Source organism: Sphingobacterium sp. 1.A.5, from assembly GCF_002734235.1.
GTDB lineage: Bacteria > Bacteroidota > Bacteroidia > Sphingobacteriales > Sphingobacteriaceae > Sphingobacterium > Sphingobacterium daejeonense.
On the sequence record NZ_PEBA01000012.1, the window covers coordinates 237,652 to 260,870 of the forward strand.

At 35.2% G+C, this 23,219-nt stretch carries 17 protein-coding genes; 9 read left to right on the forward strand and 8 right to left on the reverse strand.

What is annotated here, in order from left to right; translation table 11 throughout:
• The first annotated feature begins 29 nt into the window (after positions 1-29).
• Positions 30-1,898, forward strand: a complete 1,869-nt coding sequence (locus CRT24_RS08050; RefSeq protein WP_099370727.1) for a M1 family metallopeptidase — start codon at positions 30-32, stop codon at positions 1,896-1,898.
• Between the two features lie 169 nt (positions 1,899-2,067).
• Here CRT24_RS08050 and CRT24_RS08055 read toward each other — a convergent pair whose 3' ends face one another.
• From CRT24_RS08055 to CRT24_RS21410, 8 genes are all read right to left on the reverse strand, one after another.
• On the reverse strand, positions 2,068-3,579 hold the full coding sequence (locus CRT24_RS08055) for a sulfatase-like hydrolase/transferase (protein ID WP_099370728.1): 1,512 nt from the start codon (positions 3,577-3,579) through the stop codon (positions 2,068-2,070).
• A gap of 267 nt (positions 3,580-3,846) precedes the next feature.
• Positions 3,847-6,102, reverse strand: coding sequence for a GH92 family glycosyl hydrolase (locus CRT24_RS08060; RefSeq protein WP_257213998.1), 2,256 nt, complete (start codon positions 6,100-6,102; stop codon positions 3,847-3,849).
• Positions 6,103-6,251: 149 nt separating this feature from the next.
• Positions 6,252-6,806 (reverse strand): GNAT family N-acetyltransferase, encoded by a 555-nt coding sequence (locus CRT24_RS08065; protein WP_099370729.1) that lies wholly within the window; start codon positions 6,804-6,806, stop codon positions 6,252-6,254.
• A gap of 33 nt (positions 6,807-6,839) precedes the next feature.
• On the reverse strand, positions 6,840-7,919 hold the full coding sequence (locus tag CRT24_RS08070) for a WG repeat-containing protein (protein WP_144034536.1): 1,080 nt from the start codon (positions 7,917-7,919) through the stop codon (positions 6,840-6,842).
• A gap of 25 nt (positions 7,920-7,944) precedes the next feature.
• Complete coding sequence (locus CRT24_RS08075; RefSeq protein WP_099370731.1) at positions 7,945-8,364, reverse strand: hypothetical protein; 420 nt, start codon at positions 8,362-8,364, stop codon at positions 7,945-7,947.
• Between the two features lie 200 nt (positions 8,365-8,564).
• A complete protein-coding gene (locus CRT24_RS08080; protein ID WP_099370732.1) occupies positions 8,565-9,050 on the reverse strand; it encodes a hypothetical protein in 486 nt (161 codons plus the stop codon).
• A 474-nt stretch (positions 9,051-9,524) separates the two neighbouring features.
• The gene (locus tag CRT24_RS21405; RefSeq protein ID WP_373604702.1) at positions 9,525-9,686 is read right to left on the reverse strand and encodes a hypothetical protein; all 162 of its coding nucleotides are present in this window, start codon (positions 9,684-9,686) and stop codon (positions 9,525-9,527) included.
• The gene (locus tag CRT24_RS21410; RefSeq protein ID WP_099370733.1) at positions 9,662-10,060 is read right to left on the reverse strand and encodes a Fic family protein; all 399 of its coding nucleotides are present in this window, start codon (positions 10,058-10,060) and stop codon (positions 9,662-9,664) included. Before CRT24_RS21410 ends, CRT24_RS21405 begins: the two co-directional genes overlap by 25 nt.
• 128 nt (positions 10,061-10,188) lie before the next feature.
• Here CRT24_RS21410 and CRT24_RS08090 point away from each other — a divergent pair, with 128 nt between their 5' ends.
• The 8 genes from CRT24_RS08090 to CRT24_RS08125 all read left to right on the forward strand — a co-directional run bounded on the left by CRT24_RS08090 (position 10,189) and on the right by CRT24_RS08125 (position 23,218).
• Entirely contained in the window at positions 10,189-10,467 is a 279-nt protein-coding gene (locus tag CRT24_RS08090) for a hypothetical protein (protein ID WP_099370734.1), read from the forward strand.
• A gap of 56 nt (positions 10,468-10,523) precedes the next feature.
• Entirely contained in the window at positions 10,524-11,651 is a 1,128-nt protein-coding gene (gene hemW, locus CRT24_RS08095) for a radical SAM family heme chaperone HemW (RefSeq protein WP_099370735.1), read from the forward strand.
• A gap of 254 nt (positions 11,652-11,905) precedes the next feature.
• On the forward strand, positions 11,906-12,445 hold the full coding sequence (locus tag CRT24_RS08100; RefSeq protein WP_099370736.1) for an RNA polymerase sigma factor: 540 nt from the start codon (positions 11,906-11,908) through the stop codon (positions 12,443-12,445).
• Between the two features lie 51 nt (positions 12,446-12,496).
• Entirely contained in the window at positions 12,497-13,570 is a 1,074-nt protein-coding gene (locus CRT24_RS08105) for a FecR family protein (RefSeq protein WP_099370737.1), read from the forward strand.
• A 220-nt stretch (positions 13,571-13,790) separates the two neighbouring features.
• Positions 13,791-17,213: a TonB-dependent receptor gene (locus tag CRT24_RS08110; protein WP_180269088.1), complete on the forward strand. Its 3,423-nt coding sequence runs from the start codon at positions 13,791-13,793 to the stop codon at positions 17,211-17,213.
• Between the two features lie 11 nt (positions 17,214-17,224).
• Positions 17,225-18,976, forward strand: coding sequence for a RagB/SusD family nutrient uptake outer membrane protein (locus CRT24_RS08115; protein WP_099370739.1), 1,752 nt, complete (start codon positions 17,225-17,227; stop codon positions 18,974-18,976).
• A gap of 2 nt (positions 18,977-18,978) precedes the next feature.
• Entirely contained in the window at positions 18,979-19,872 is an 894-nt protein-coding gene (locus CRT24_RS08120) for a DUF6528 family protein (RefSeq protein ID WP_099370740.1), read from the forward strand.
• 190 nt (positions 19,873-20,062) lie between these two features.
• Positions 20,063-23,218, forward strand: coding sequence for a PVC-type heme-binding CxxCH protein (locus CRT24_RS08125; RefSeq protein WP_099370741.1), 3,156 nt, complete (start codon positions 20,063-20,065; stop codon positions 23,216-23,218).
• The last annotated feature ends 1 nt before the right edge of the window (position 23,219 follow it).

A 23,219-nucleotide genomic window follows, 5' to 3' on the forward strand; every position in this document is an offset into this window, starting at 1 on the left:
CAAATGTTAAATTTTATATATTTGACATTATGAATCTAAAACAATCTTTTGGCCTATTATTATTGGTCCTTAGCACCCTTACCAGTTTTGCTCAGCGCAAAGGTTATTGGGATCAGAAAGTGGATTATACCATGGAAATTGATGTCAATGAAAAGACTTTCCAGTATGATGGTAAAATGAAGCTTAAATACAGCAACAATTCGGGGCAACAACTTCACAAAGTTTATTTCCATTTATATTTCAATGCTTTCCAACCCGGGAGCTTTATGGATGAGCGTTTAAAGAATATTGCAGACCCTGATGCTAGGATGGTGACCAATATTGGGACAAAGGAAAAGCCTGTTCGCCAGAGTCGTATTTCCGTATTGACCCCCGATCAAATAGGATATCAAAAAATTGAATCTGTAAAATACAGAGGTTCAGAAGTTGCTTTCAAAGAGGATGGTACTATTTTGGAAGTTACCCTCCCCAGTGCGATCAATGATGGTGAGACTGTAGAATTTGATTTAACATGGAAGGCTCAGGTTCCAGAGCAAATTCGTCGTAGTGGGCGTAATTCTAAGGAAGGTGTTGCTTTTTCAATGACTCAATGGTATCCAAAGATGGCTCAATTTGATGAATTCGGTTGGCATTTAGATGAATATGTGGGTCGTGAGTTTATTGCACCATTTGGGAATTTTGATGTCACAATCCATATCAATAAAGATTATGTTATTGGATCATCCGGAAAATTACAGAATCCTGCAGAAGTAAAGGGATATGTTAGGAATGCTAAGATCAAAACAAAAAACAACAAGGCTACCTGGCACTACAAGGCTGAAAACATTCATGATTTTGCTTGGGCAGCAGACCCTAAATTTGTAGTTGATTCGGCGAAATCTAAAGGAGGAGTAACGGTTTACACTGTATTTTTACCTACCGACAAAGAGGTTACGGATAATTGGAAAACGGCTTTGGGATTAGCAACGGAATTTTTCGATTTCGTTGGGGAGCGATTTGGAGCTTATCCTTGGAATACGTATACCGTTGTTCAAGGTGGTGACGGAGGTATGGAATATGGTACAGCTACCTTAATCACAGGCGGAAGAAACCTTAAAGGTTTGGTAGGGGTTATTTTCCATGAGGCTGCGCATTCGTGGTATCAACAACTTTTTGGCATCAACGAGACTGTTGATGAGTGGATGGACGAAGGATTCACCAGTTATATCGAAGAGGTTGCTAATACTGAGCTTTTCGAAAAACCCACAGCTCGTGCATTAAACCCAATCGGTTCTGCATATACTTCCTATTTTAGGCTTGCAAAATCTGGACTTGAAGAGCCTATGAGTCTTTTGGCAGATTATTATAACACCAATTTTGCATATAGCATCCAAGCTTATAGCAAGGGTGGCGTTTTAGCTGAACAAATGGGCTATATCATTGGTAAGCAGAATTTGAATAAGACTTTTCTTAATTTTTATGATATCTGGAAGCTGAAACATCCAACTCCTAATGATTTCAAAAGAGTAGCTGAAGAAACATCAGGAATAAACTTGAAATGGTATTTCAACCTATTCATCAATACGACAAGAACTATCGATTATGCAATTTCCAAAGTTTCTGAAGATAGCATTGAGCTTGTTAACAAATCTAATTTTGCAATGCCGATTGATCTTTTGGTCGAGTATGAAGATGGCACTAAAGAATTGTTCTATATTCCATTGCGTGAAATGAGAGGTGAAAAGCCCGCAGAAGATTATGCAATATATCAAGGTGTGACCAGAACAGTTTTAACCGATTGGTTTTGGACGAAACCGAAGTATTCAGTTCCTGTTAAAAAGGCAGTGAAACAAGCTTGGATTGATCCTACACAAAGATTGGCTGATATAAACCAGGAAGATAATTCTTATAGTAAATAAGATATGGGAAATGAGATGTGAGATATGAGATGTGAGATTTGCGAAAAGCACCGTTAAATGACAATTTAGAAATAATAATATAATTTAAGAAAAGCCTTGAGATGATCCTCAAGGCTTTTCTTATGAATATTGTTTTGGACAAATAAATGCCTGTAAAGGGACACAGTTTTTACTTTAATCCTCTGATTTTGATTAGCTGTTCTTTCAATTCTTTAACGATTTTAGGGTTTTGTTTGGCGATATTGTTCTTTTCGCCAGGATCTTTTTCTAAATCGTATAATTGATCTTCTGGATTGTTTCCTAATTCTATATTGGTAAGTTTTGCGACGGCTTGTCCTTTGCTTGGCAGGATATATTTCATGTGACCTTTTGTGATTGAATTAGTTCCAGCTGACCTTACAAGGAATTCACGTCCTGTTTTGTCTTTACCTATAAATGATTCCCATATATTTTCACTGTCCAATTCATCAATTTGTGGAATACGAGATCCAAAATAGTTAGCAAAACTAGACAGGAAATCAATTTGGCAGACTAATGCGTCTGATGTTTGTCCTTTTTGAATTTCTTTTGGCCAGCTTATAATAAATGGCACCCGGGTTCCAGCTTCGAAAGCAGAATATTTTCCTCCTCTGAAAGGTCCAAAAGGGTTGTGCCCATTTAGTTGAGTCACTGCCCCATCCTCATAACCGTCATCCAATACTGGTCCATTATCACTTGTGAATATTACGATTGTGTTTTCATATAGCCCATTATCTTTCAATGTTCTTACGATTTCACCTACAGTATGGTCCAATTGTAGAATTGCATCTCCCCTATATCCCAAACCACTTTTTCCCTTAAACATTGTTGCAGGCATTCTCGGTACATGGGGTTCTGTAGCATGGTAACTCAAGAAAAAAGATTTGTTTTTATGTTCGCGGATATATTGGATTGCTTTATCTGCAAAAGTTAGTGTTACTTCTTCATCTACCCATCTTGCTTGATTTCCTCCGGTCATCCATCCTATCCTACCTATTCCATTTATAATGGTATTATTATGGCCATGGTTAGGACTGGCTTTCATTTTTAACAGTTCTGGGTTTTCGAGTCCAGTTGGTTCATTACCGATTTTTTCTTTATAGGACACTTGAATTGGGTCATTAGGATCAATACCAATTACGTTATGTCCTTCTAAAAATACGGTAGGTACTCTGTCCGCAGTTGCAGGGAAAATATAAGAATAATTATAACCTACTTCCATGGGTCCAGGCTTAACAGATCCATTCCAATCTTTTTCTACTTGTTCTCCTAATCCCAGATGCCACTTTCCGACAATGGCTGTTTCATATCCTTGTTGTTTAAATAGTGTAGGCAATGTTAGATCTTCTTGGTCTATAATGAGTGCGGCATCTCCTGGAAGTACTCCGGTTCCAGATTTCCGGAACGGATATTTACCCGTCATCAATGAATACCGAGATGGAGTGCATGTAGCAGCTGAAGAGTGTCCATTGATAAACCGGATTCCATCCTGAGCAAGCGCATCAATATTTGGCGTTTTTATCTTTGTTGCTCCATAAGAACTTAGATCGCCATAACCAAGATCATCCACGTAGATTATTACGACATTAGGTTTATCTTGAGCATTAGTGATTAATGGAAAGAATAAGAGAAATATTTTGAAATAATTGATAATAGATTGCATAATATTCGATTGGGTTTAGAGTTCATTCGAATATAGGGCTTTTGATTCGTGATAATGAGAAATAGTTTGGATTTCTGCTGGTTGGTGGGGACACCAACCAGGGCGATAAACTGAGTCGTTGGACACCAACCAGGGCAATCAACGGAGTCGTGGGGGCAACAATCAGGGCGGCAAACCGGGTTTTTGGGACACCAAGCAGGGCAATGCCGTGGTCGGTGTCCTCACCGACCACTATTTGGACCGACAAGTAACCAGGGCGATTTTAATCTATTTAATCACTCCCCAATTCTTGTTTGCTTTATCTCCCATTTCTAATTCTAAGGTTCCTCCTTCTAGGATCTCTTTGTGTGTTATTTCGGGTTTGTTGATAAGCTTGCCATTTAGTTTTGCTGATTGGATATATTTAAATTTATCGGATGCGTTTTTGGCTAGAACAGTGAATGTTTTGCCATTTTCCAATTTGATTGTTGATTTTTCGAAAAATGGTGAGCCAATACTATATACTCCTGATCCGGGAGTTACTGGATAGAAGCCCAGTTGTGAGAACACTACAAATGAGGATAATCCACCTCCATCTTCATCCCCTGGCACCCCCATTAGATCATTCCTGAACCATTGTTTTATTAATGTTTTGATTCTTTTCTGAGTCATCCATGGCTGACCAGCATAATTATAGAGATAAGGGATATGCAAAGAAGGTTCATTAGCCATTGAGAATTGTCCGACATTACCTGTGTGATCTGGCAATTGCTGATAGAAATCAAATTTTGATTTGCCTAAAGGTTGAACAAACATTTCATCTAGATACTGTACAAATTTTTGGTTTCCACCCATCAAATTGATTAAGTCAGGGATATTATGTTGAACATCCCAACGATAGATCCATGCGTTGTTTTCGCCATAGTATTCTCTAGCACCCTGTCCCCCCGAGAAAACATAATCGAAAGGTTGAATGAATTGGCCTTTTTCATCTTTGGGGTGGAAGAATTTTGTTTCTTGGTTGAAAAGATTCCTATAGTTGAATGACATTTTCATAAAACGGTCGTATTCATCTGTTTTGCCCAAATGCTTAGCTAATTGAGCTAGGCACCAAAGATCATAGGATGTTCCAAGAGTTACCGCAACGGGTTGTCTACGTTCGAAATCATGTACTTCGGGATAGATTTCCTTTTCTCCGGGATTTAATGCAGGGATATATCCTTTGTCCACAAAGAATTGGTCCATTTTTCCTGCTGGTTTTCCTGACCATGGTGCTAATGTTTTTTCTGTAATTGCACCTTTGGCGGCACGATATGCTTGCTCGACATTAAAAGAACGGATTCCTTTTTCGTATGCATCCAATATGGCAGCTACGCCATGATTGGAGTTCATCCTACGACTATCCCCATTGATTTCTGGGAATGTTGGTAACCAAAAGTTATCCATCTGTTCAGACATCCTAACAAAAGATTGTAAGATATTACCTTCTTTTTTGGTATCGATCAAAACATTGAGTGGATGATGAGCACGATAAGAGTCCCAGATCCAATCATCTGTAAAGAAAGGTGTTCCTTCATCATTATGTACTTTGCCATCGAAAGCACTAAAATAGCGACCATCTTCAGAAATATTTACCGGCCGTTCGAATGTCCTATATAAGGATGTATAGAAAATATTTTTATCATTTTCATTATTTCCTTCAACCTTCAATTTGCCTAGTGCCTTATTCCATGTTTGCTTACCAATTTCTTTAATTTTAGCTAAGTCAAAATCTTTAATTTCTCTATTTACATTTGCTTTTGCTTGAGCTGCATCAATAAATGAAATTCCATAACGTACCGAAACAGACTTTGTACCATTAGGAAATATCAAAATCAGGTTAGCATTTTCTCCAGAAGATTCAGAATTATTACTGATTTTTCCGTTTTTGATTGAACCGATCTGAGCGGGATGTTTTTGAAACTCGGCGTAGAGATACACCTTTGTGTTATTGCCGATATCTTGACTTCCTGATAATCCTTTTCCATCCCATTTTATATCTCCTTTTCTCGTATTGAAAATTAATTGGGGCGTTCCTTCTTTTTCAAAGTTCAATTCATAGATTGCAGATTGGTGAGATACTGCGAAATCTACTTGAATATTATCCTGATCTAAATAAACTGAATAACTATACGGATTGATCGTTTCTTGATCATAGCTATAATTTATTACAGGTTCTAATTCTCGGCTTCCAGATGTCAGTGGGCTCAGATTGAATGCAGAACTTCCTCGGTGGCTAGTCACGATTAATGGCAATCCGTTAATTCTATCTGAGGTGTAATCTCCTCTCTCAGGATAGACCCGCAATAAAGAATTAGGGAGGTGAACAGTTGGGAAGGTTGGAACCAAAAGATGTGAGATATTACCCATATAAGGATTCACATAATCTACTTCGGTTTTTTGGGCAAAAGTTTGGAATGCAGATATACACATCAATGCCAAAGGCATTATTGATTTGGTTTTGCTCCACACCTTTCCTAATTGAGGAAGTCTGATACTAAACATATGTTTGAGAAATTTTGGTCTATTCTCAAATTTAGCAAAAAAAACAGAATGAACAAGTCGCTTAAAAGGTTTTAGCTAGTTGATATTGAATTCAGGTCATATGAATAAACAAGCCTTTGACAGTCTTATAATTATTGTTTAAAAGACTATTATTTTATCTGCATATGTTCCAAATGCTTTCCCATTAACCATTTTTCTCCAACAACTTTAAAACCTAATCTTTCATAGAGTTTTTTGGCTTTAGGATTATCATCATCTACAAGTAATCCCAATACTTTTCCCTGTTTAGACACATACTCATCAATTAGGTGCAAGATTATTTTAGACCCTAATCCTTTTCCTTGTTGTTCAGGATTTACACCAATACAATCAATGTAATATTCTCCTTCTTGGGTTTCGTCCTCTGGATTGAATTCTCTATTGAATTGTTCGGTCACAATTTTTGCCACAGGGATTCTTAATTCTTCCAATCTACCGCCATCATAAACCAATGCAGTTGCTAATACTTTGCCGTCATCTTCAATCACCCAGTTATTATCATAGGAATATTGATTTCCTTTTTGTTGCACTAGCTGTACTAAGAACCTCAAAGCTAATTCTCGATCTCTTTGTCCAATAAAGCGATAGGTAATTTCTTCCATTGCCAGTAATAAATATGCAGCAATTTGTTCTGAATCCTGAAAGGTCCCCTTTCTAATTATCATATTGTTTTATTGTTTTTGATAATATAGTAAAAATCAATCAAGTGATGCCATGATTAACCTAAATCCTTCGTCAGTCCAGAGAAAATCCAATGACTTTTGGCTATTTTTATTTCCATTGAAGTTATTTATGACGAGTTGATATACTGGATATTCCCAATCTTTGGCATCTCCACAATGATTTATATACTTATATAACGCGGGGCTATCAAAAATAAAAGTATTTAAATGGCTTTTTGATATAAAGTAATCAGCTGAACCATCCATGATACCTTGAAGAATAGGTTTGATTTTATCAAAATTTTCATCCAGGTATTCCATAGCATCTTTCTTTTGCAAAGATGTATTATTGGTCCAATAGGTAATAGTGTCAAAACACAATTCACTTATTAACTCTTCACGAATATCCAATGCAAATTGTTGCTTGATTGTAGTAAGTAATGCTTTTTCAAAATTCAGGAAAGCGAAGTTTTTACCATCAATGGTTGTAAATTTTTCCCAATCATCACCTTCAATATAGGTTCCATCTATACTAACGAGATGAAAATTAAGTTCATCTCCAATTGGAAATTTTTGAATTAATACATTACTATTAGTATCGATCAGAAAGGTATTTCCTCCTTGCCAATAAGTATATTCAGAATCTGGATGAGTTTTTTTTCTGACTGCATCTTTCAGCACTGCGATCATTCCATTTTTCACCCGATCAATATGGCTATATATAGCTGGGATTTGAATTTCTCCTTTTGAATTCAGCAAACCCATTTTATCAGTGTTCTGGTCTCTAAATCTAATAAAACCTTCATTTTCACAGTCTGGCACATTATCAAACATATACAAACTATCCTTCCCTACCCTTTTTCCCTCTTTTGTCAAAAAATAGGATAAAATACGGTCATCCTTTGTTGGTTCTATGACTGATATAATATTTTGAAAAGAATCGGGGATTCCTAAACTGGCATCTATTTTTGCAGGAATTACGATTTCACCCTTAGCGTTTTTATATCCAACTAAAGTACTATCTTGATTAAAAAAAGCATGCATTTTATCCTTATTCTGGGCATTAACAGCATATGAAAAAAGCATTGAAATTAAGATTAAAGCAATGTACTTCATAATAGGATATATTTAGACCAAGGACTTATCTTTTTTTCTTACTTTTCCTTTTCTTTTCGAGTTGTTCGATTCTAGCAGTAAGGGCAGAAATTGTTATTTCTTGCGATTGTATTGTTGCATGTTGGGCGTTAATGACCTTTTCAAGAGCGGCAGCGAGGGTTCCATTTTCGACGGGTTTATCAATTTTAGATGGTAGAGTTATAGCAACCTCGTGGGTATGATGATTATCTTCTTTTAACATTTCACCTACACCTGAAATCAACCATTCTGGGGAGACATCTTGGTAAGTAGTTAAAATAGTAGCTATAGCATCAGATCCCAATGCTGAATTCTTTTGAACCCCTTTAAAATTAGCATAGGACAATCCTAAACCTTTGAAAAATTCAACTTTGTGAATTCCTTTGGATTCTGAGATTAAAAGCACTCTTTCTTTGATATTGGTCATTGTATCTAGTGTTAATAAGTTTGGATAAAATATAGACTAAATTTATTAATTATTTCACTAACATCAATAACTTAACAATAAAATAACGGTTGATTTATATAGAAAAACTTTGAAAGGATAAAAAAAGGAACCCAATTTTGATTGGGTTCCTTAAAGATTTTTTCAACGAAAGCTGTTGAACATTTCGAATATGAATTCTATTAGAATTTGAAGTTAACCCCAAGGTTAATTGCGGAAATAGATCCATCATTAGATACTCCACGGTAACCACCGTAAACCTCATAAGAAGGTTGTTGGTATCCTAATTTTGGCATATAATAAAATCCGCCATCACCTCCACCGCTAGTTACAAAAGCATATCCTAAATCAGCTCCAATAAAGAAGTTTGGAACGATTGAATATTGCCCTGAGGCAGCTACTGGCACAAAATTTACATTTTCAGCACCAAGATCTTTCAATTCAGATTTGATAAAATAGTTTTGAAAACCTGCAGTTGGCCCCAATTGGAAGTTCTCACTGATATTCCACAAATAGGCTAGATCAGCTCCAGCAGTGAATGAAGCAACATCAGCAGCATCGCCTACCGGCAATCCGATATTCACACCCGCTTTGAATTGACCTGGCGTTTGAGCATTGGCACCAACGCCAATTAATAAAAGCGCAGCAGCAAAAATTAATTTTTTCATTTTGATAGTTTTATATGATTGATTTAAAGTTTAAAATCGCAAAAATCGTTCCACATATTGTTTTAACCATAATTAAAAATCGAACTAGCCTACTAAAGTAAATGTCATAACAATATTCGGGTTATTCGGCCCTGCCTTATTTACCAATTTAATTATTTAGGTTTAATGGGTCCATCCTCTTCCATAATTAAAAATCTCCTTGGATATGATGAACCCAATAAGATTAGAAAAAATCTCCTAAATCCTTCAGTTAGTATTTAGAAAATAGCAGATTAATTGACATACGAAAAATTCCTAAATACGAAGCAATTCTATATTGTAATAGTTACTGGAATATTTTTACAACAATCTTCCGCGTAACATTACTTTACTTTTTACAACATGAGTTAAAACTCGTTACACATCATTTAACTTATGCAGCTATGTGGCATCATTTAAAAATTGATAAAGATCTACATTAATATAAAAGTTTTCTTAACCAATTTTCTGAAGATGAATCAGTTTTAATTCAACTAATTGTTCCAAATAACGCGAAGCAGTTTGTATAGAAGCATTTAGATCTTTTACCACAAAGTATATTTTTGTATACGGGTGCTTAAATAAATTGTTAATTAAATCTTGAGGTTTTTTAGCAATTCTTTTCGAATCCTTTCTTTATAAGACTGCTTTAACCTTTTAATATATTTAATAATAAAAATAGTCTGTACCGATGTCTTTTCAATTGCCTCTAGCATGAATAAAACCCATTCATCCCACTCATTTGGATCGCGTATATATTGAAGAAGCCTATAATTATGGGATTTATTTTGATTTATGTATCGATTTGAACATAGTATCGGAAGGTATAATAATTCCTTTTTTACCATATATAGTATGTTGATAATACGCCCTGTTCTTCCATTACCATCGTAAAAAAAGTGAATACTTTCAAATTGATGATGAATAATAGCTAATCTGACAAAAGGATCAAGATCCGATAGAAGATGCAGATTTTGACAGTGGACATACATTCAAAGTAGAAACATTACAGCAATAGCCTTAGCCCAGTTTATTGCTTACGATGTTAGGCCAGAACTACGTCAAAAAGGTGCTACCGATACCTCGAATCTAGTTGTCCTTTTTTTCATTAAATGATGAAATGATATATGAATATCATAACGGATTATTTGATGAAACAAATGGTATAATTTTCGAAAGCATAGGCCCTATTGTATTAGGGAGAGAAAAGAGAAAAATTGAAAATAGCAACAAGGGATTAGTAATAAGACTAAATAATATTTTAGAAAAGCATATACAAGAGGGAGAATACAGTGCATTTGTACGATTAATGATTAATTCACCAAAGGATTATTCCGCCATTGAAAGTGTTGTAAACGCATTAAAAGATATGAAAAAAGGTTTTAATAATTCTATATAAATATCTTTTTATCCTTAATTCCTTACCTTTGCCTCATAACATCTACGCGTGCACCCATGTTCTATTTTCATATCCCATTTTGCAAACAATCATGTCACTATTGCGACTTCCACTTTAGCACTTCTTTAAAATACAAGGAAGAACTTTTGGATGCTATGCTGAAAGAAATAGAACTAAGGGCATCTTATCTTGAAGATAACAAAGTGGAATCCTTGTACTTTGGAGGGGGAACTCCATCGATATTGGAAGCGAAAGAAATCGATCAGCTAATTGGACAGGTTGCCAAATATTTTGAAATCAGTCCAAGTGCTGAAATTACCTTGGAAGCAAATCCTGATGATCTGGACAAAAAGAAAGTACAAGATTTAAGAAATACGGAAATCAACCGGTTCAGTATTGGAATCCAATCATTTTACGAAGAAGACTTAATATGGATGAATCGGGCACACAACTCCGAGGAAGCAAGATCTTCCATTATGCGGGTTCAAGACTCTGGATTCGAAAACATAACCTGTGACTTGATCTACGGCTTCCCTTTGCTTACAAACAGTAAATGGAAAGGCAATATGCAACAGTTGATCGACCTTGATGTTCCGCACATTTCTTCTTACTCCATGACGGTTGAAAAGAAAACCGCACTTGCCCACATGATCAATAAAGGCAGTACTCCCGCACTTAATGAAGAACAAAGTGCTGAACAGATGTTGATGTTAGTCGACACCCTGACTTCAAGCGGTTATGAACACTATGAGATATCGAACTTTGCTAAACCTGATCGATACGCAAGACACAACAGCAATTATTGGAAAGGTAAGTCCTATTTAGGAATCGGTCCTTCTGCCCACTCTTTCAATGGGACTTCAAGATCCTGGAACATCGCCAATAACGCTCTTTATATCAAAGGAATTCTTGCCAAAGAGCTTCCTTTAGAAACTGAACAGTTAAGCAAAAATGATCGTTTTAATGAATATGTCATGACGAGCCTAAGAACGAAATGGGGAATTGACATAAAATATGTCGAACGTGAATTTGGAAGTGATTTCTTAAATAGTTTACTGGAGAACATTGAAGAATATGAGTATAAAAAAGATGTCAATATTTCAGATCAGGGCATAATTACTCTTACTCCAACTGGAAAACTCCTAGCAGACCAAATTGCTTCAGAATTATTCATTTTAGATTAAATACAGGAAGGAATTAACCCCTTCTTTTCACTAACTCGAGATTAGTTATCTCCTTTCCAACAGGGAAAAGTATTTCAAATTCAAATCTCATTTAAAAAATAAATTTAAACCCCTAAATATATTTTGAATTGCAGTTTTAAAAGTAAAATTTAATAATAAGCTTTGTGATTCACTAAAATTTTTAACTAATTAACAGTAACTTAATATCACAATTATAAATTTGGCTCGACACTTAACTTAGCCTTTGAAAATCAATGAAGCGTTTCACGGATGTCCCGTTATTTCATCACATTAAAAATAATAACAGATTTGCATTTTGCGAATTAGTAGATCGCTATTCTGAAATTCTATTCCGTTTTATCAATAAACGTATTCAATGTCGTGAAGACAGTAAGGACATTTTACAAGAAGTGTTTTCTAATTTTTGGTTGAGAAGAGATAAGATAGAAATTACAGATTCTTTATATCCCTATTTATTTACTTCTGCAAAAAATGAAATCATCGATCGTATTTCTAAAAACAAAAAGTATCAAACTCAGCTTTTAATATTTTCAGATTTCCTTACTGACATTGTCAGTTATTCATCTGAAGATGTCTTAATGGCGAAGGAATTAGATTCATTGATTTTTAAAGAAGTGAACAAAATGCCAGCAACCATGAAGGCAGTATTTGAACTAAGTAGGAATAATAAAATGACTATAAAAGATATTGCCAAAAATTTAACTATCTCAGAACAGACAGTAAAAAACAATATTTCACTCGCCTTACATCGACTCAGACTAAAATTCAAATAAATTTTATTTTTTTTCGGTACTATCACATCTTGCCTAGGTTTATAGGAGTATATGCAGGAAAAAGATAATATCCAATATTTCCAAGAACTTCTTCAAAAGTATAAAGAAGGTAAATGTACTATTGAGGAACAAGCAATAATTAATGCTTGGTTTTATCATGGTTTTGATGACAAGGATGAATCTTTGGATGAAAAAGAAATTGAAACTATATCTAGAGAATTAAATGAAAGAATCAATGATTCAACATCGTCAGTAACAAGTAAATCATTTTCCTTCTATAAATATTTGTCAATAGCAGCAATTCTATTTGCTGTATTTTTGATTTCTTTTTTCGTTTTCAAACATCATAATTCAAATGTCACTTTAAGTAGTAATTCAAGTTTAGATTCGTCAAAAATTGATTTATTACCTGGAAAAAGATTTGCAACAATTAAATTTGAGGATGGAACAGTTGATGAAAATCCAGATTCTACAACTGAAAAGTATTCATCAAACAGCTCTAAGGTCTTAACCATGGAAGTACCAATTGCTTCAACTTTTTCGCTAATTCTAAATGACGGCACCAAAGTATGGTTAAATTCTTCATCTAAAATTTCCTATCCAACTAAATTTGATTCTGATATCCGTAAAGTAACCATCGAAGGAGAGGCTTATTTTGACGTTGTCAAAGATATAGACAGGCCATTTATCATTGAGGCAAATGTAACAGAAATTCAAGTTTTGGGAACATCATTTAATGTTAATGCCTATAACAAAATAGTGTCAACCACCTTAGTAGAAGGTTCTTTGATAGTTTCCAACGGAAATAATTCTTCAATAATCAAACCTGGTCAAGAAGCTATTACCAATGCTGGGGTTATCGAGATCGCAGAACCAAATTTGTTAACCAAAACTGCTTGGCAACGAGGTGAATTTTTCTTTGATGGCAATAATCTCCATGAAATCTTGGAGCAATTAAAACGATGGTATAATGTTGATGTGGAGGGATTAGATCAACTAAATTACAAATCTACCTTTAAAGGTAGTATTGACAAGGATCAAAATCTTTCCAGTGTATTAAAAATCTTAAACTTAGCTACTGGAAAAAATTTAGAGTTAATAAATAAAACAATTATTATCAAATAATGAATATAGCCTATGCAAAGAAATTAAACAACCTATGACCTATTAAGAATATGAAAAAGGGGATGTTGGCGCATCCCCATATTCAAGGCATTTAGAACTGAAAATTCAAATTTATTTAACCTTAAACGTTTACAAATTTATGATTTATTTTTCTCCATTTTCGAGGAAGAAAAATGTTGGCATTTTATTGACCAATCCTTCCTTAAAAATCTTGCTCACAATGAAGCTAACCTTGTTACTCTTGACCTGTATATCCTTAGGCGCATATGCCACAGGAAAAGCGCAAAACATCAACTTGAACTTAAACAACACAAGTTTAGAACATATTTTAGAAGAAGTTTCTAAACAAAGTAAACTGCGATTGTTTTATGACCAACAAATTCTAAAAAATCTTAAAATTAGACAGATAAATTTTGAGAATGCTTCGGTATCAACTGTTTTGAGTAAAACTTTGAAAGGTAAAAACCTGACTTTCAAGATTATTGACGGAACTATTGTTATCACTGAAAAGAAACAGACAAACTATGAAATCAAAGGTATTGTAAGTGATATAAATGGACCTCTTCAAGGTGTAACTGTATCAGTTACTCAAACACCAAGTATCCACACTATTACAGATCAAAATGGACAATATAGCCTTAGAGTACCAGAAAATTCTACTGTTACTTTCCGATATATGGGCTATACTGACCAAGAATTTCAAATCGATCAAAACAGGACGTTAAATGTAACTTTAGTTTCTTCGTCTTCTGAACTTGAAGAGATTGTGGTTGTAGGTTATGGTACCCAGAAAAAAGCTAATTTAACTGGTGCTGTAGATCAAATTGACAGCAAACGTTTGGAAACTTTTAAAACTACTAATCTTGGTGAAGCATTAGCAGGTCAAGTTGCCAATTTAAATATTGGGGTAAGTGATGGAAAACCTGGTCGAGGAGCATCATTTAATATTCGAGGAAACACTTCTATCAATGGTGGGTCTCCATTAATATTATTGGACGGTGTACCTATTAGTTCCTTTGAATTAAACAATATTTCTCCACAAAGCATTGAAAACATATCCATTTTAAAAGATGCTTCTTCAGCTGCTATTTATGGAGCGCGAGCTGCCTATGGGGTTATATTAATCACAACAAAAGAAGGAAAAGATGGAAAACCTCAAATAAACTATAATAATAACTTTAAATGGGGTAAAGCTACTAAAATCCCGAAAGTATATACAGGCTTAGATTATCTTGAAATTCAAGAAAAAGAATTCAATGGAAATATCGGTCAAACTTATTATACTGCACCTCAAGTTCAATATCCTTATGATGTAGCAAATAATCCTTCCTTACCTCCATATGATCTACAAAATATTGGTGGTAAAGCGACTTTACTATTAGGTGGTCCTGTAATTAACTATTATGAGGAATGGTTTAGAGAATTTACTCCAGAACAAAACCACAATCTGAGTATCCGCGGCGGAACAGATAAATATAAATATTATTTAAGTGGGGACTTTAACCACGAGGAAGGAAATTTAAAGTTTAAACCTGAAAAAATCAATCGTTTTAATATTCGTTCAAATAATAGTTATCAGGTTTCTGAATATGTAACCATATTCAGCAAAACATCGGCAACAATGCGCAGGGATGATATTCCAAATACATATTTATACGGTTTTAGTTCAAATCCTTGGCGTTTTATTGACAACACGAATCCCTTATTGCCAGAAACTATTGAAGTAGATGGAAAAACTATACCTACAGACATTGGTTTTTACAGACAATTCATTGAAAAACAATCAGAATACAAAACGAACACATCTAGTTTCTTAAACACATTTGGGACTGATATCAAACTATTGGAGAATAGTCTTACTCTGCATGCAGATTTATCCTATATGTATTATCATTGGTATAGAAACCGTTGGTGGGATAATACGGGACCTTACCTTTCTCACTCATTCAATAACAGAAATACGATTTTGTCTCATTATGCAGATGCAGGTCCCGCGAAAATTTATAAAAGTAATACTGAATCTGAGACATTTAATGTAAATGCATATGCTAACTACAAGAAGTCAGTAGGTTTACACAACTTTGATATCACAACAGGTTTTACTTTTGAAAATTACACCAACCATTATGAAACAGTAGCCCATCAAAATCCAATTTTAGGTTTAGATGAACATTCAATTAATCTTGCTACTGGATTATTTGAAGCTAGTGATGATGACGATAAATATGCTAACAGAAGTATTTTCTTGAGAACAAACTATAATTTCAATGAAAAATATCTTTTGGAATTGAATGGAATGCATAACCTAACTTCTAAGTTCAGTAAAGACAGAAGAGGTGCCTTTTTTGGATCATTTTCAGCAGCATGGAAGATTTCTGAAGAAAACTTTTTCCAACCAATAAAACCAGTGGTTAATTCATTAAAAATCAGAGGATCATTTGGTGCTCTAGGTAACCAAAACATTGGTTCTTACGATTATCTATCAATCTTAAGCATGAACCGTTCAAATTATCTTTTGGATGGTGAACAATATACTTATACTTCAGTGCCTAGCCCGAAATCTGAAAATTTCACATGGGAAACATCTAAAACTGTTGATGTAGGCTTGGATGCAACTTTTTTCAAAGACCGATTGAATTTGGTGTTCGATTATTATCAAAGGAATACTAACAATATGTTAGCGCCTTACCATTCATTACCTTCTGTATATGGTGCTGCAGTTCCTAAAGAAAACATTGCTTCTTTGCGTAACAGAGGTTGGGAACTAACTGTAGGCTGGCAAGATCAAATCAATGGCAACCACCCTTTCCAATACGGAATTAATCTTAATCTTTCTGACTACAATGCTGTTATCACAGATTACTATAATCCAACCAATTATTTGGGTGATTATTATATTGGTCAAAATTTAGGTGAGATTTGGGGATTAAATACCCTAGGGTTCTTCCAAACTGACGAAGAGGCTAAAAATAGTCCAATATTACAAACTAATAGTTACCGTCAATTTGTGGGTGCAGGGACGATCAAATTCGAAGATTCAAACAATGACGGGATCATAAGTCGCGGAGATTGGACTATGGAAAATCATGGTGATTATAGAATCATTGGTAATAATACTCCACGTTATCAATATGGGATCAACTTGAATTTTGCATATCGTGGTTTTGATTTAAGTGCATTCTTTAAGGGTGTTGGAAAACGTGACATTTATCCATCTGCAGAAACTTCTCAATTTTGGAGTTCTTATAACAGAAAATACCAAGTTTTACTTGAACATGCAGTAAAAGACCGTTGGACCCCTGAAAATCCAAATGCATATTTTCCAAAACCTCAAGGATACATCGCATTAGGAAGTAATGACTTAGGAGTTCCCCAAACTCGATATTTACAAAATGCAGCATTTCTTCGTTTAAGCAACATGATTATTGGTTATTCGATTCCTGCAAAAGCTTTTAATAATAAAATCTCTAATCTTAGAATTTATGCTGCAGGAACAAATCTGTTTGAATGGACTAAGTTGCATGACACATTAGATCCTGAAGGGCTTGCAAAAGATCCTGATGCTGATCAGGGAAATGTGGGAATGGGAACAGCCTATCCTATTCAGAGAACCTTTGCATTTGGAATTGAACTTGGATTTTAAAATTTGAAATTATGAAAACTAAATATATTATCTTTAGCTTATTAACATTTGTTTTTTGCTCCTGCGAATCTCAATTTGACATATACCCCGAAACTCAAGTTGCTGAATCACCTGCTCTTTTTAAAAATGAAGCTAGTTTAAAAACCTTTACAGATGGTTTTTACAACAATCTTGATTTTAACTCTATTAAAGAGGACAAAAACTCTGATAATATGGAACATATTACAACTCCTCCTACCATCCGAACATCCAACTATACTATGCCTACCGCATTAGGAAGTGGTGGTTGGAGCTGGGGAGAGCTTAGAAACCTCAACTACTTTATACAGAATGTGAATCTACACACCGAAGATGTCGCATTAAAAAACAAAAACCTAGCGGTAGCCAAGTTTTTCAGAGCTTGGTTTTATTTCAAAAAAGTTAGAGCTTTCGGCGATGTTCCTTGGTATTCTGAACCACTAAAAACATCTGATGAAGAATTATTATATAAAGGACGTGACCCAAGAACCTTAGTTATGGATAGCGTAATGCAAGATTTAGACTTTGCAATTGCTAACCTAGGTGATGGAACGAGCAAAAACAGGGTAACAAAATGGACAGCATTAGCACTTAAATCTAGAATTGCACTTTTTGAAGGAAGTTACCGGAAATATCATAAATACGCTAATCTTCCTGATGCAGATAGATTTATAATAGCGGCAAAGGTTGCGGCAAAAACATTAATAGATTCTAAAAAATATAGCTTATATAATACTGGAAAAACAGAAACAGATTATGCAAGCATGTTTCAGGCAGCTGCAGCCCCAACCAATGAGGTTATATTAGCTCGTTCTTCAAGTCAGAATTTCATTTATTACACCCCAGAATTTACTTCTACTTCTAATGGTAATTATGGAGCTACACACTCTTTAATCAGCGATTATGCCATGATAGATGGAAATTCCTATTACAGTGCAAATGATGGTAAAATAGAAACCAAGTCCTATTTTGAAGAATTTCAGAATAGAGATTTCAGATTGAAGCAATCTGTTGTTTTCCCAGGTTATATTAGAATAGGAACAACTAATATTGCAGTAAATGATTTTGCTGAAAACAGAACTGGTTATCAAGTCACAAAACGGGTTGGACCACCAATTGAGGACCAAGGAAGTGATAGTCGTGACGCTATTCTCTTGAGATATGCTGAAGTATTATTAAACTACGCTGAAGCACGAGCTATCCTTGGTGAATTAAATCAAGAAGATCTAGATTTGACTGTTAATGCATTAAGGAAAAGAGCAGGAATTAATCAACCACTAACAATGCCTTTGAAAACTGACCAACTTCAGTTAAATAGATATAAAAGAACAACTGATGCAAATGTTTTAGAGATTTGTCGGGAGCGCCGAGTTGAACTTGCCTTTGAAGGTTTACGTAAGGATGATTTGCTTAGATGGAATGAGGGCCACTTATTCAGAACGGAATATTCCGGTATATATATTAAGGGGTTTAACCAATTAATAGACTTGGATAATGACGGTAAACCAGATCTGTATGTTATTAAAAGTACTGACAATGCACCATCTGACAAGGTATCTGGGGTACAATATTTCAAACTTTCCTCAGTGAATGGTTTAACAGAAGGAGAATCAGGAAGATTAACGCCATATAAGAACGCTAAAAAACCGTTCGAAAACTGGGAATACTTGAACCCAATTCCAATTGAGGAACTCACGCTTAATCCAAAATTAAAACAAAACGAAGGTTGGGATAAAATCAATTAATCATGAAAAGAATCTGCATATTATTAATCCTATTATTTATTGCCTTTAATAATTCGTTTGGACAACAAGTTCTGAAAAAAGGCTTCTTGGTAGCTTGTGGTGACGATAAATTATTTATTATTGACCCCAATAAATCAAACAATAATCATACTGAAATCATCTGGAAATGGGTAGTCTCTGAAGCAAAATCATTGCCGGCAGAATACATTCCTCTATTAAAAAGCCTTGATGAGTGTAAACCAGTGATGGGAAATAAAAAAATCCTAGTCAATTCATCCTCTGGAGCGACAATACTCGTAGACATTGCATCAAAGGATGTAGAATTTTACGCAAAGACTCCTATGGCCCATTCTGTAGATTTATTGCCCAAAAACAGAATTGTTGTTGCAAATTCTACTCATCCTAAGGGCAACTCAATAGAATTATATGACCTCAATAAAAATGAAAAAGTTTTATTTACCGATTCACTTTATTCAGGTCACGGTGTAGTGTGGAACCCTAAAGATAATTTACTATATGTTTTGGGATATCAACTTCTAAAAACTTATTCATTGGTAAATTGGGACACTGAAAATCCAAGTTTAAAATTAGAATCTTCGTGGAAAATTCCGGACAAAAGTGGGCATGATCTTTTCCGTATCGATGCTGATAATTTTTTAATATCAACGCATAATTCAGTTTTTTTATTTAATACCAGTATTAAATCATTCACTGATTTCACACTATTGAAAGGCAAAAAAGACGTTAAATCAATAAATTATTACCCAAAAAACAATTCATTGATTTATACTATTGCAGAGGAAAGTTGGTGGACAGAAAACATTTATATGGTCAACCCAAACAAGACTATTAAATTGCCGAATCTAAAATTATATAAAGTTCGAAAAGCAATTTAGATTTTTAAAAGGTGACCAAAAAATGGTCACCTTTTTATTATTCGAACTGCACTTTTGTAAAAATTTTATTAAACAGGACGGTACAGGACACCATACATAAATTATAAAGGTATATTTGGTTTAACCTGAATTGTCAGCTTTGGGCTGATCAATTCATATAGATCTAAACAATACCCTACATTTATTTATTATGGCTTCTTTAAAGAACCTGATTATACTTTCTTTTGCCCTCATCCTTTTTGGCTGTACACATAAACCTTCTATGAAACCTGTAAAGATCCATAAAGGGTCTCGTATAGTACTAATTGGGAACAATTTAGGCTCAAGAATGATGGAATATGGAGATTTCGACACTGAACTTCATACTCGGTTTCCAGACAGCAATCTATTTATAAGAAACATCAGTAGCCCTGGAAACACGGCAGGTTTCCGACCGCATCCATCACGGAATTCACCTTGGGCATTTCCGGGAGCAGAAAAATTTAATCCTGAATTTGATATCAATACGGGAAGTGAGGGGCATTTTCCCACTGAAGACGAATGGTTAACCACATTAAAACCCGACGTTATAATTGGTTTCTTTGGATACAATGAATCTTTCCGTGGTGAAGAGGGATTGCAAGATTTCAAAGGTGAGATAGCTGCATTTATTGATCATACGCAGAATCAAGATTATAATGGAGGGAAAGGCACTCAATTGATTTTGATATCTCCAATAGCATTTGAGGATCTTTCAAATAAATATGATCTTCCAGACGGAAAAGAAATCAACAAAAACCTTAAACTGTACACTGATGCTATGAAGCAAATTGCTCAGCAAAAGAAAGTTCCTTTTCTTGATGTATATGGAGTTACCAGCAAATGGATAGACCAGGGTTCAGATGATCTCACTATCGATGGCTCACAGTTATCTGAAAAATCTTATGCAAGATTTGCGGATTATTTGGTTAGCAGCATTTTTGGTAAAGGAGATGGAAAAAATTCTGAACATAAGGATAAAATCAAAGCGGCTGTATTAGAAAAGGACTTTATTTGGACTGAAGACTTTAAAATTCCGAATGGTGTTCATGCTTATGGTCGTAGGTTTAACCCATTTGGTCCTGAAAATTATCCGTTTGAAATCCAGAAATTACGGCAAATGGGTGAAATTAGAGATACTGCAATCTGGATGGCGGCCAAAGGTGAGGCTTATGATCTAGCCAAAATGGATCAAAATACCTTAAAGTTACCGGAGGTTATGACTAATTTCGATTTTGGTCAAGATCCAAATTCCAAGTATTTATATGGCGAAGAGGCTTTAGCAAAATTCCATACTGCTCCAGGTTACAAAATAGACCTTTTTGCTTCGGAGAAAGAATTTCCAGACCTAGCTAATCCTGTTCAAATCTCATTTGATTCTAAGGGCAGGTTATGGGTTGCGACGATGCCGAGCTATCCCCATTGGAAGGCAGGAGATGGAAAGCCTAATGACAAAATCATTATTCTTGAGGATACTGATGGCGATGGAAAAGCAGATAAACAATCTGTTTTTGCGGACAACCTGCACTTACCTATAGGTTTTGAGTTTGCTCCCGAAGGTGTTTATTTATCTCAGGGGAAGAATTTAGTTTTACTAAAAGACACTGATAATGATAGCAAGGCAGATGTTAAAGAATTAATTCTAAGTGGGTTTGATGACCATGACACACACCATGCTCATAGTGCATATACGATGGATCCATCAGGTGCTATTTTCATGGCAGAAGGGGTATTTTTGCATACCAATGTTGAAACATCCTATGGTCCAATCAGAGGTGTCAACGGTGGTTTTTACAGATATTCACCACAGAATAAAAAACTGGAACGAGTAGCTCAGGTTTCTATTCCAAACCCTTGGGGTATAGCAACAGATAAATGGGGACAAACGTTATATCTAGAAACATCAGGTCCTGATGTGAGATGGATGTTGCCAGGAAGCAGCAAGCCTAGATATGGTGAGGCAAATGATAAATCATTCAGCCTAGTAGAAGAAAAACATAAAGTAAGACCTACCTCAGGTTTGGAATTTATTTCCTCAAGACACTTCCCGGATGATGTTCAAGGAGATTATCTTCTTAACAATACGATTGGATTCTTGGGTGCAAAGCAACACACCTTTGAAGATGACGGTACAGGATATAAATCAAGACATCGGCAGGATCTTTTTTGGTCTGACGACAAGAATTTCAGACCTGTAGATTTAGAATTTGCACCGGATGGCTCTCTATATGTTGTTGATTGGCACAATATGTTGATTGGTCATATGCAACATAATGCTAGGGATCCACTTAGAGATCATGTTCATGGTAGAATTTATCGAGTTACTTATCCTTCTAGGCCGTTGGTAAAACCTGCAAAAATCGATGGCGCTACTATTGATGAACTTTTGGAGAACCTGAAATTGCCTGAGGACAGAACCCGGTATAGGACCCGAAGCGAACTAAGAATGCGCAATGCCAATGAAGTTGCTAAAAAAGCAACAGATTGGGCAAACAATTTAGATAAAAATGACCCAAAATATCTTCAGAATCTAACTGAAGCTATGTGGGTAACATGGGGAGCAAATAAAATTAATGCAGACCTTGTTCAAAAATTGTTGGCGTCGAATGATTATCATGCACGTGCAGCTGCCATTCACGCGATTAGATATAATACGGACAAAATCAAAAACTACAAGGAGTTGCTGGCAAAAGCAGCCAAAGATGAAAATGGCCGTGTAAAACTAGAACTTATCACAGCAGCCTCATGGTTAAAACCAGCAGAAGGAATCGATCTAATGAATGCAATTGATACGACTAGCCTGGATATTTGGAATAAACCAGCTTATATCAATTCATTTGCTCACTTAAACAATAAATCTGTTAAAGAAAAAACAGAACCAAGTAAAACAACAACTAAACTAACTGGCCAATCATTTGAACAATATAAAAGGGGGGCTGTGATCTATTCTAAAGAAGGCTATTGTATCACCTGTCACCAACCGAATGGGAAAGGCTTGGATGTTTCGGGATTCCCACCTTTAAATGCTAGTAAATGGGTTACTGGCAGTGAAGACCGATTGATAAAATTAACTCTTAATGGCCTATTGGGTCCGATTGAGGTCAATGGCAAGAAATATCCCGGTCAAGTACCCATGACTCCGTTTGGAATGATGCTGAATGACCAAGAAATTGCAGATGTTTTAACTTTTGTGAGAAACTCATTTGGAAATGAGGCTCCTGCGGTTTCGGCAGCAAAAGTAAAAGAAATACGTGCCTCAATTCAGGATAAAAAAGGATTTTACTCACCAGAGGAATTATTGAAAGCGCATCCTCTAGAAAAGGAATAAC

What these genes read in the sequence shown, in the direction of transcription:
- CRT24_RS08050 (WP_099370727.1), top strand. Translation starts at nt 30, where the DNA reads ATGAATCTAAAACAATCTTTTGGCCTATTATTATTGGTCCTTAGCACC.
- CRT24_RS08055 (WP_099370728.1), bottom strand. Translation starts at nt 3,579, where the DNA reads ATGCAATCTATTATCAATTATTTCAAAATATTTCTCTTATTCTTTCCA.
- CRT24_RS08060 (WP_257213998.1), bottom strand. Translation starts at nt 6,102, where the DNA reads ATGTTTAGTATCAGACTTCCTCAATTAGGAAAGGTGTGGAGCAAAACC.
- CRT24_RS08065 (WP_099370729.1), bottom strand. Translation starts at nt 6,806, where the DNA reads ATGATAATTAGAAAGGGGACCTTTCAGGATTCAGAACAAATTGCTGCA.
- CRT24_RS08070 (WP_144034536.1), bottom strand. Translation starts at nt 7,919, where the DNA reads ATGAAGTACATTGCTTTAATCTTAATTTCAATGCTTTTTTCATATGCT.
- CRT24_RS08075 (WP_099370731.1), bottom strand. Translation starts at nt 8,364, where the DNA reads ATGACCAATATCAAAGAAAGAGTGCTTTTAATCTCAGAATCCAAAGGA.
- CRT24_RS08080 (WP_099370732.1), bottom strand. Translation starts at nt 9,050, where the DNA reads ATGAAAAAATTAATTTTTGCTGCTGCGCTTTTATTAATTGGCGTTGGT.
- CRT24_RS21410 (WP_099370733.1), bottom strand. Translation starts at nt 10,060, where the DNA reads ATGTATGTCCACTGTCAAAATCTGCATCTTCTATCGGATCTTGATCCT.
- CRT24_RS08090 (WP_099370734.1), top strand. Translation starts at nt 10,189, where the DNA reads ATGATATATGAATATCATAACGGATTATTTGATGAAACAAATGGTATA.
- hemW (WP_099370735.1), top strand. Translation starts at nt 10,524, where the DNA reads ATGTTCTATTTTCATATCCCATTTTGCAAACAATCATGTCACTATTGC.
- CRT24_RS08100 (WP_099370736.1), top strand. Translation starts at nt 11,906, where the DNA reads ATGAAGCGTTTCACGGATGTCCCGTTATTTCATCACATTAAAAATAAT.
- CRT24_RS08105 (WP_099370737.1), top strand. Translation starts at nt 12,497, where the DNA reads ATGCAGGAAAAAGATAATATCCAATATTTCCAAGAACTTCTTCAAAAG.
- CRT24_RS08110 (WP_180269088.1), top strand. Translation starts at nt 13,791, where the DNA reads ATGAAGCTAACCTTGTTACTCTTGACCTGTATATCCTTAGGCGCATAT.
- CRT24_RS08115 (WP_099370739.1), top strand. Translation starts at nt 17,225, where the DNA reads ATGAAAACTAAATATATTATCTTTAGCTTATTAACATTTGTTTTTTGC.
- CRT24_RS08120 (WP_099370740.1), top strand. Translation starts at nt 18,979, where the DNA reads ATGAAAAGAATCTGCATATTATTAATCCTATTATTTATTGCCTTTAAT.
- CRT24_RS08125 (WP_099370741.1), top strand. Translation starts at nt 20,063, where the DNA reads ATGGCTTCTTTAAAGAACCTGATTATACTTTCTTTTGCCCTCATCCTT.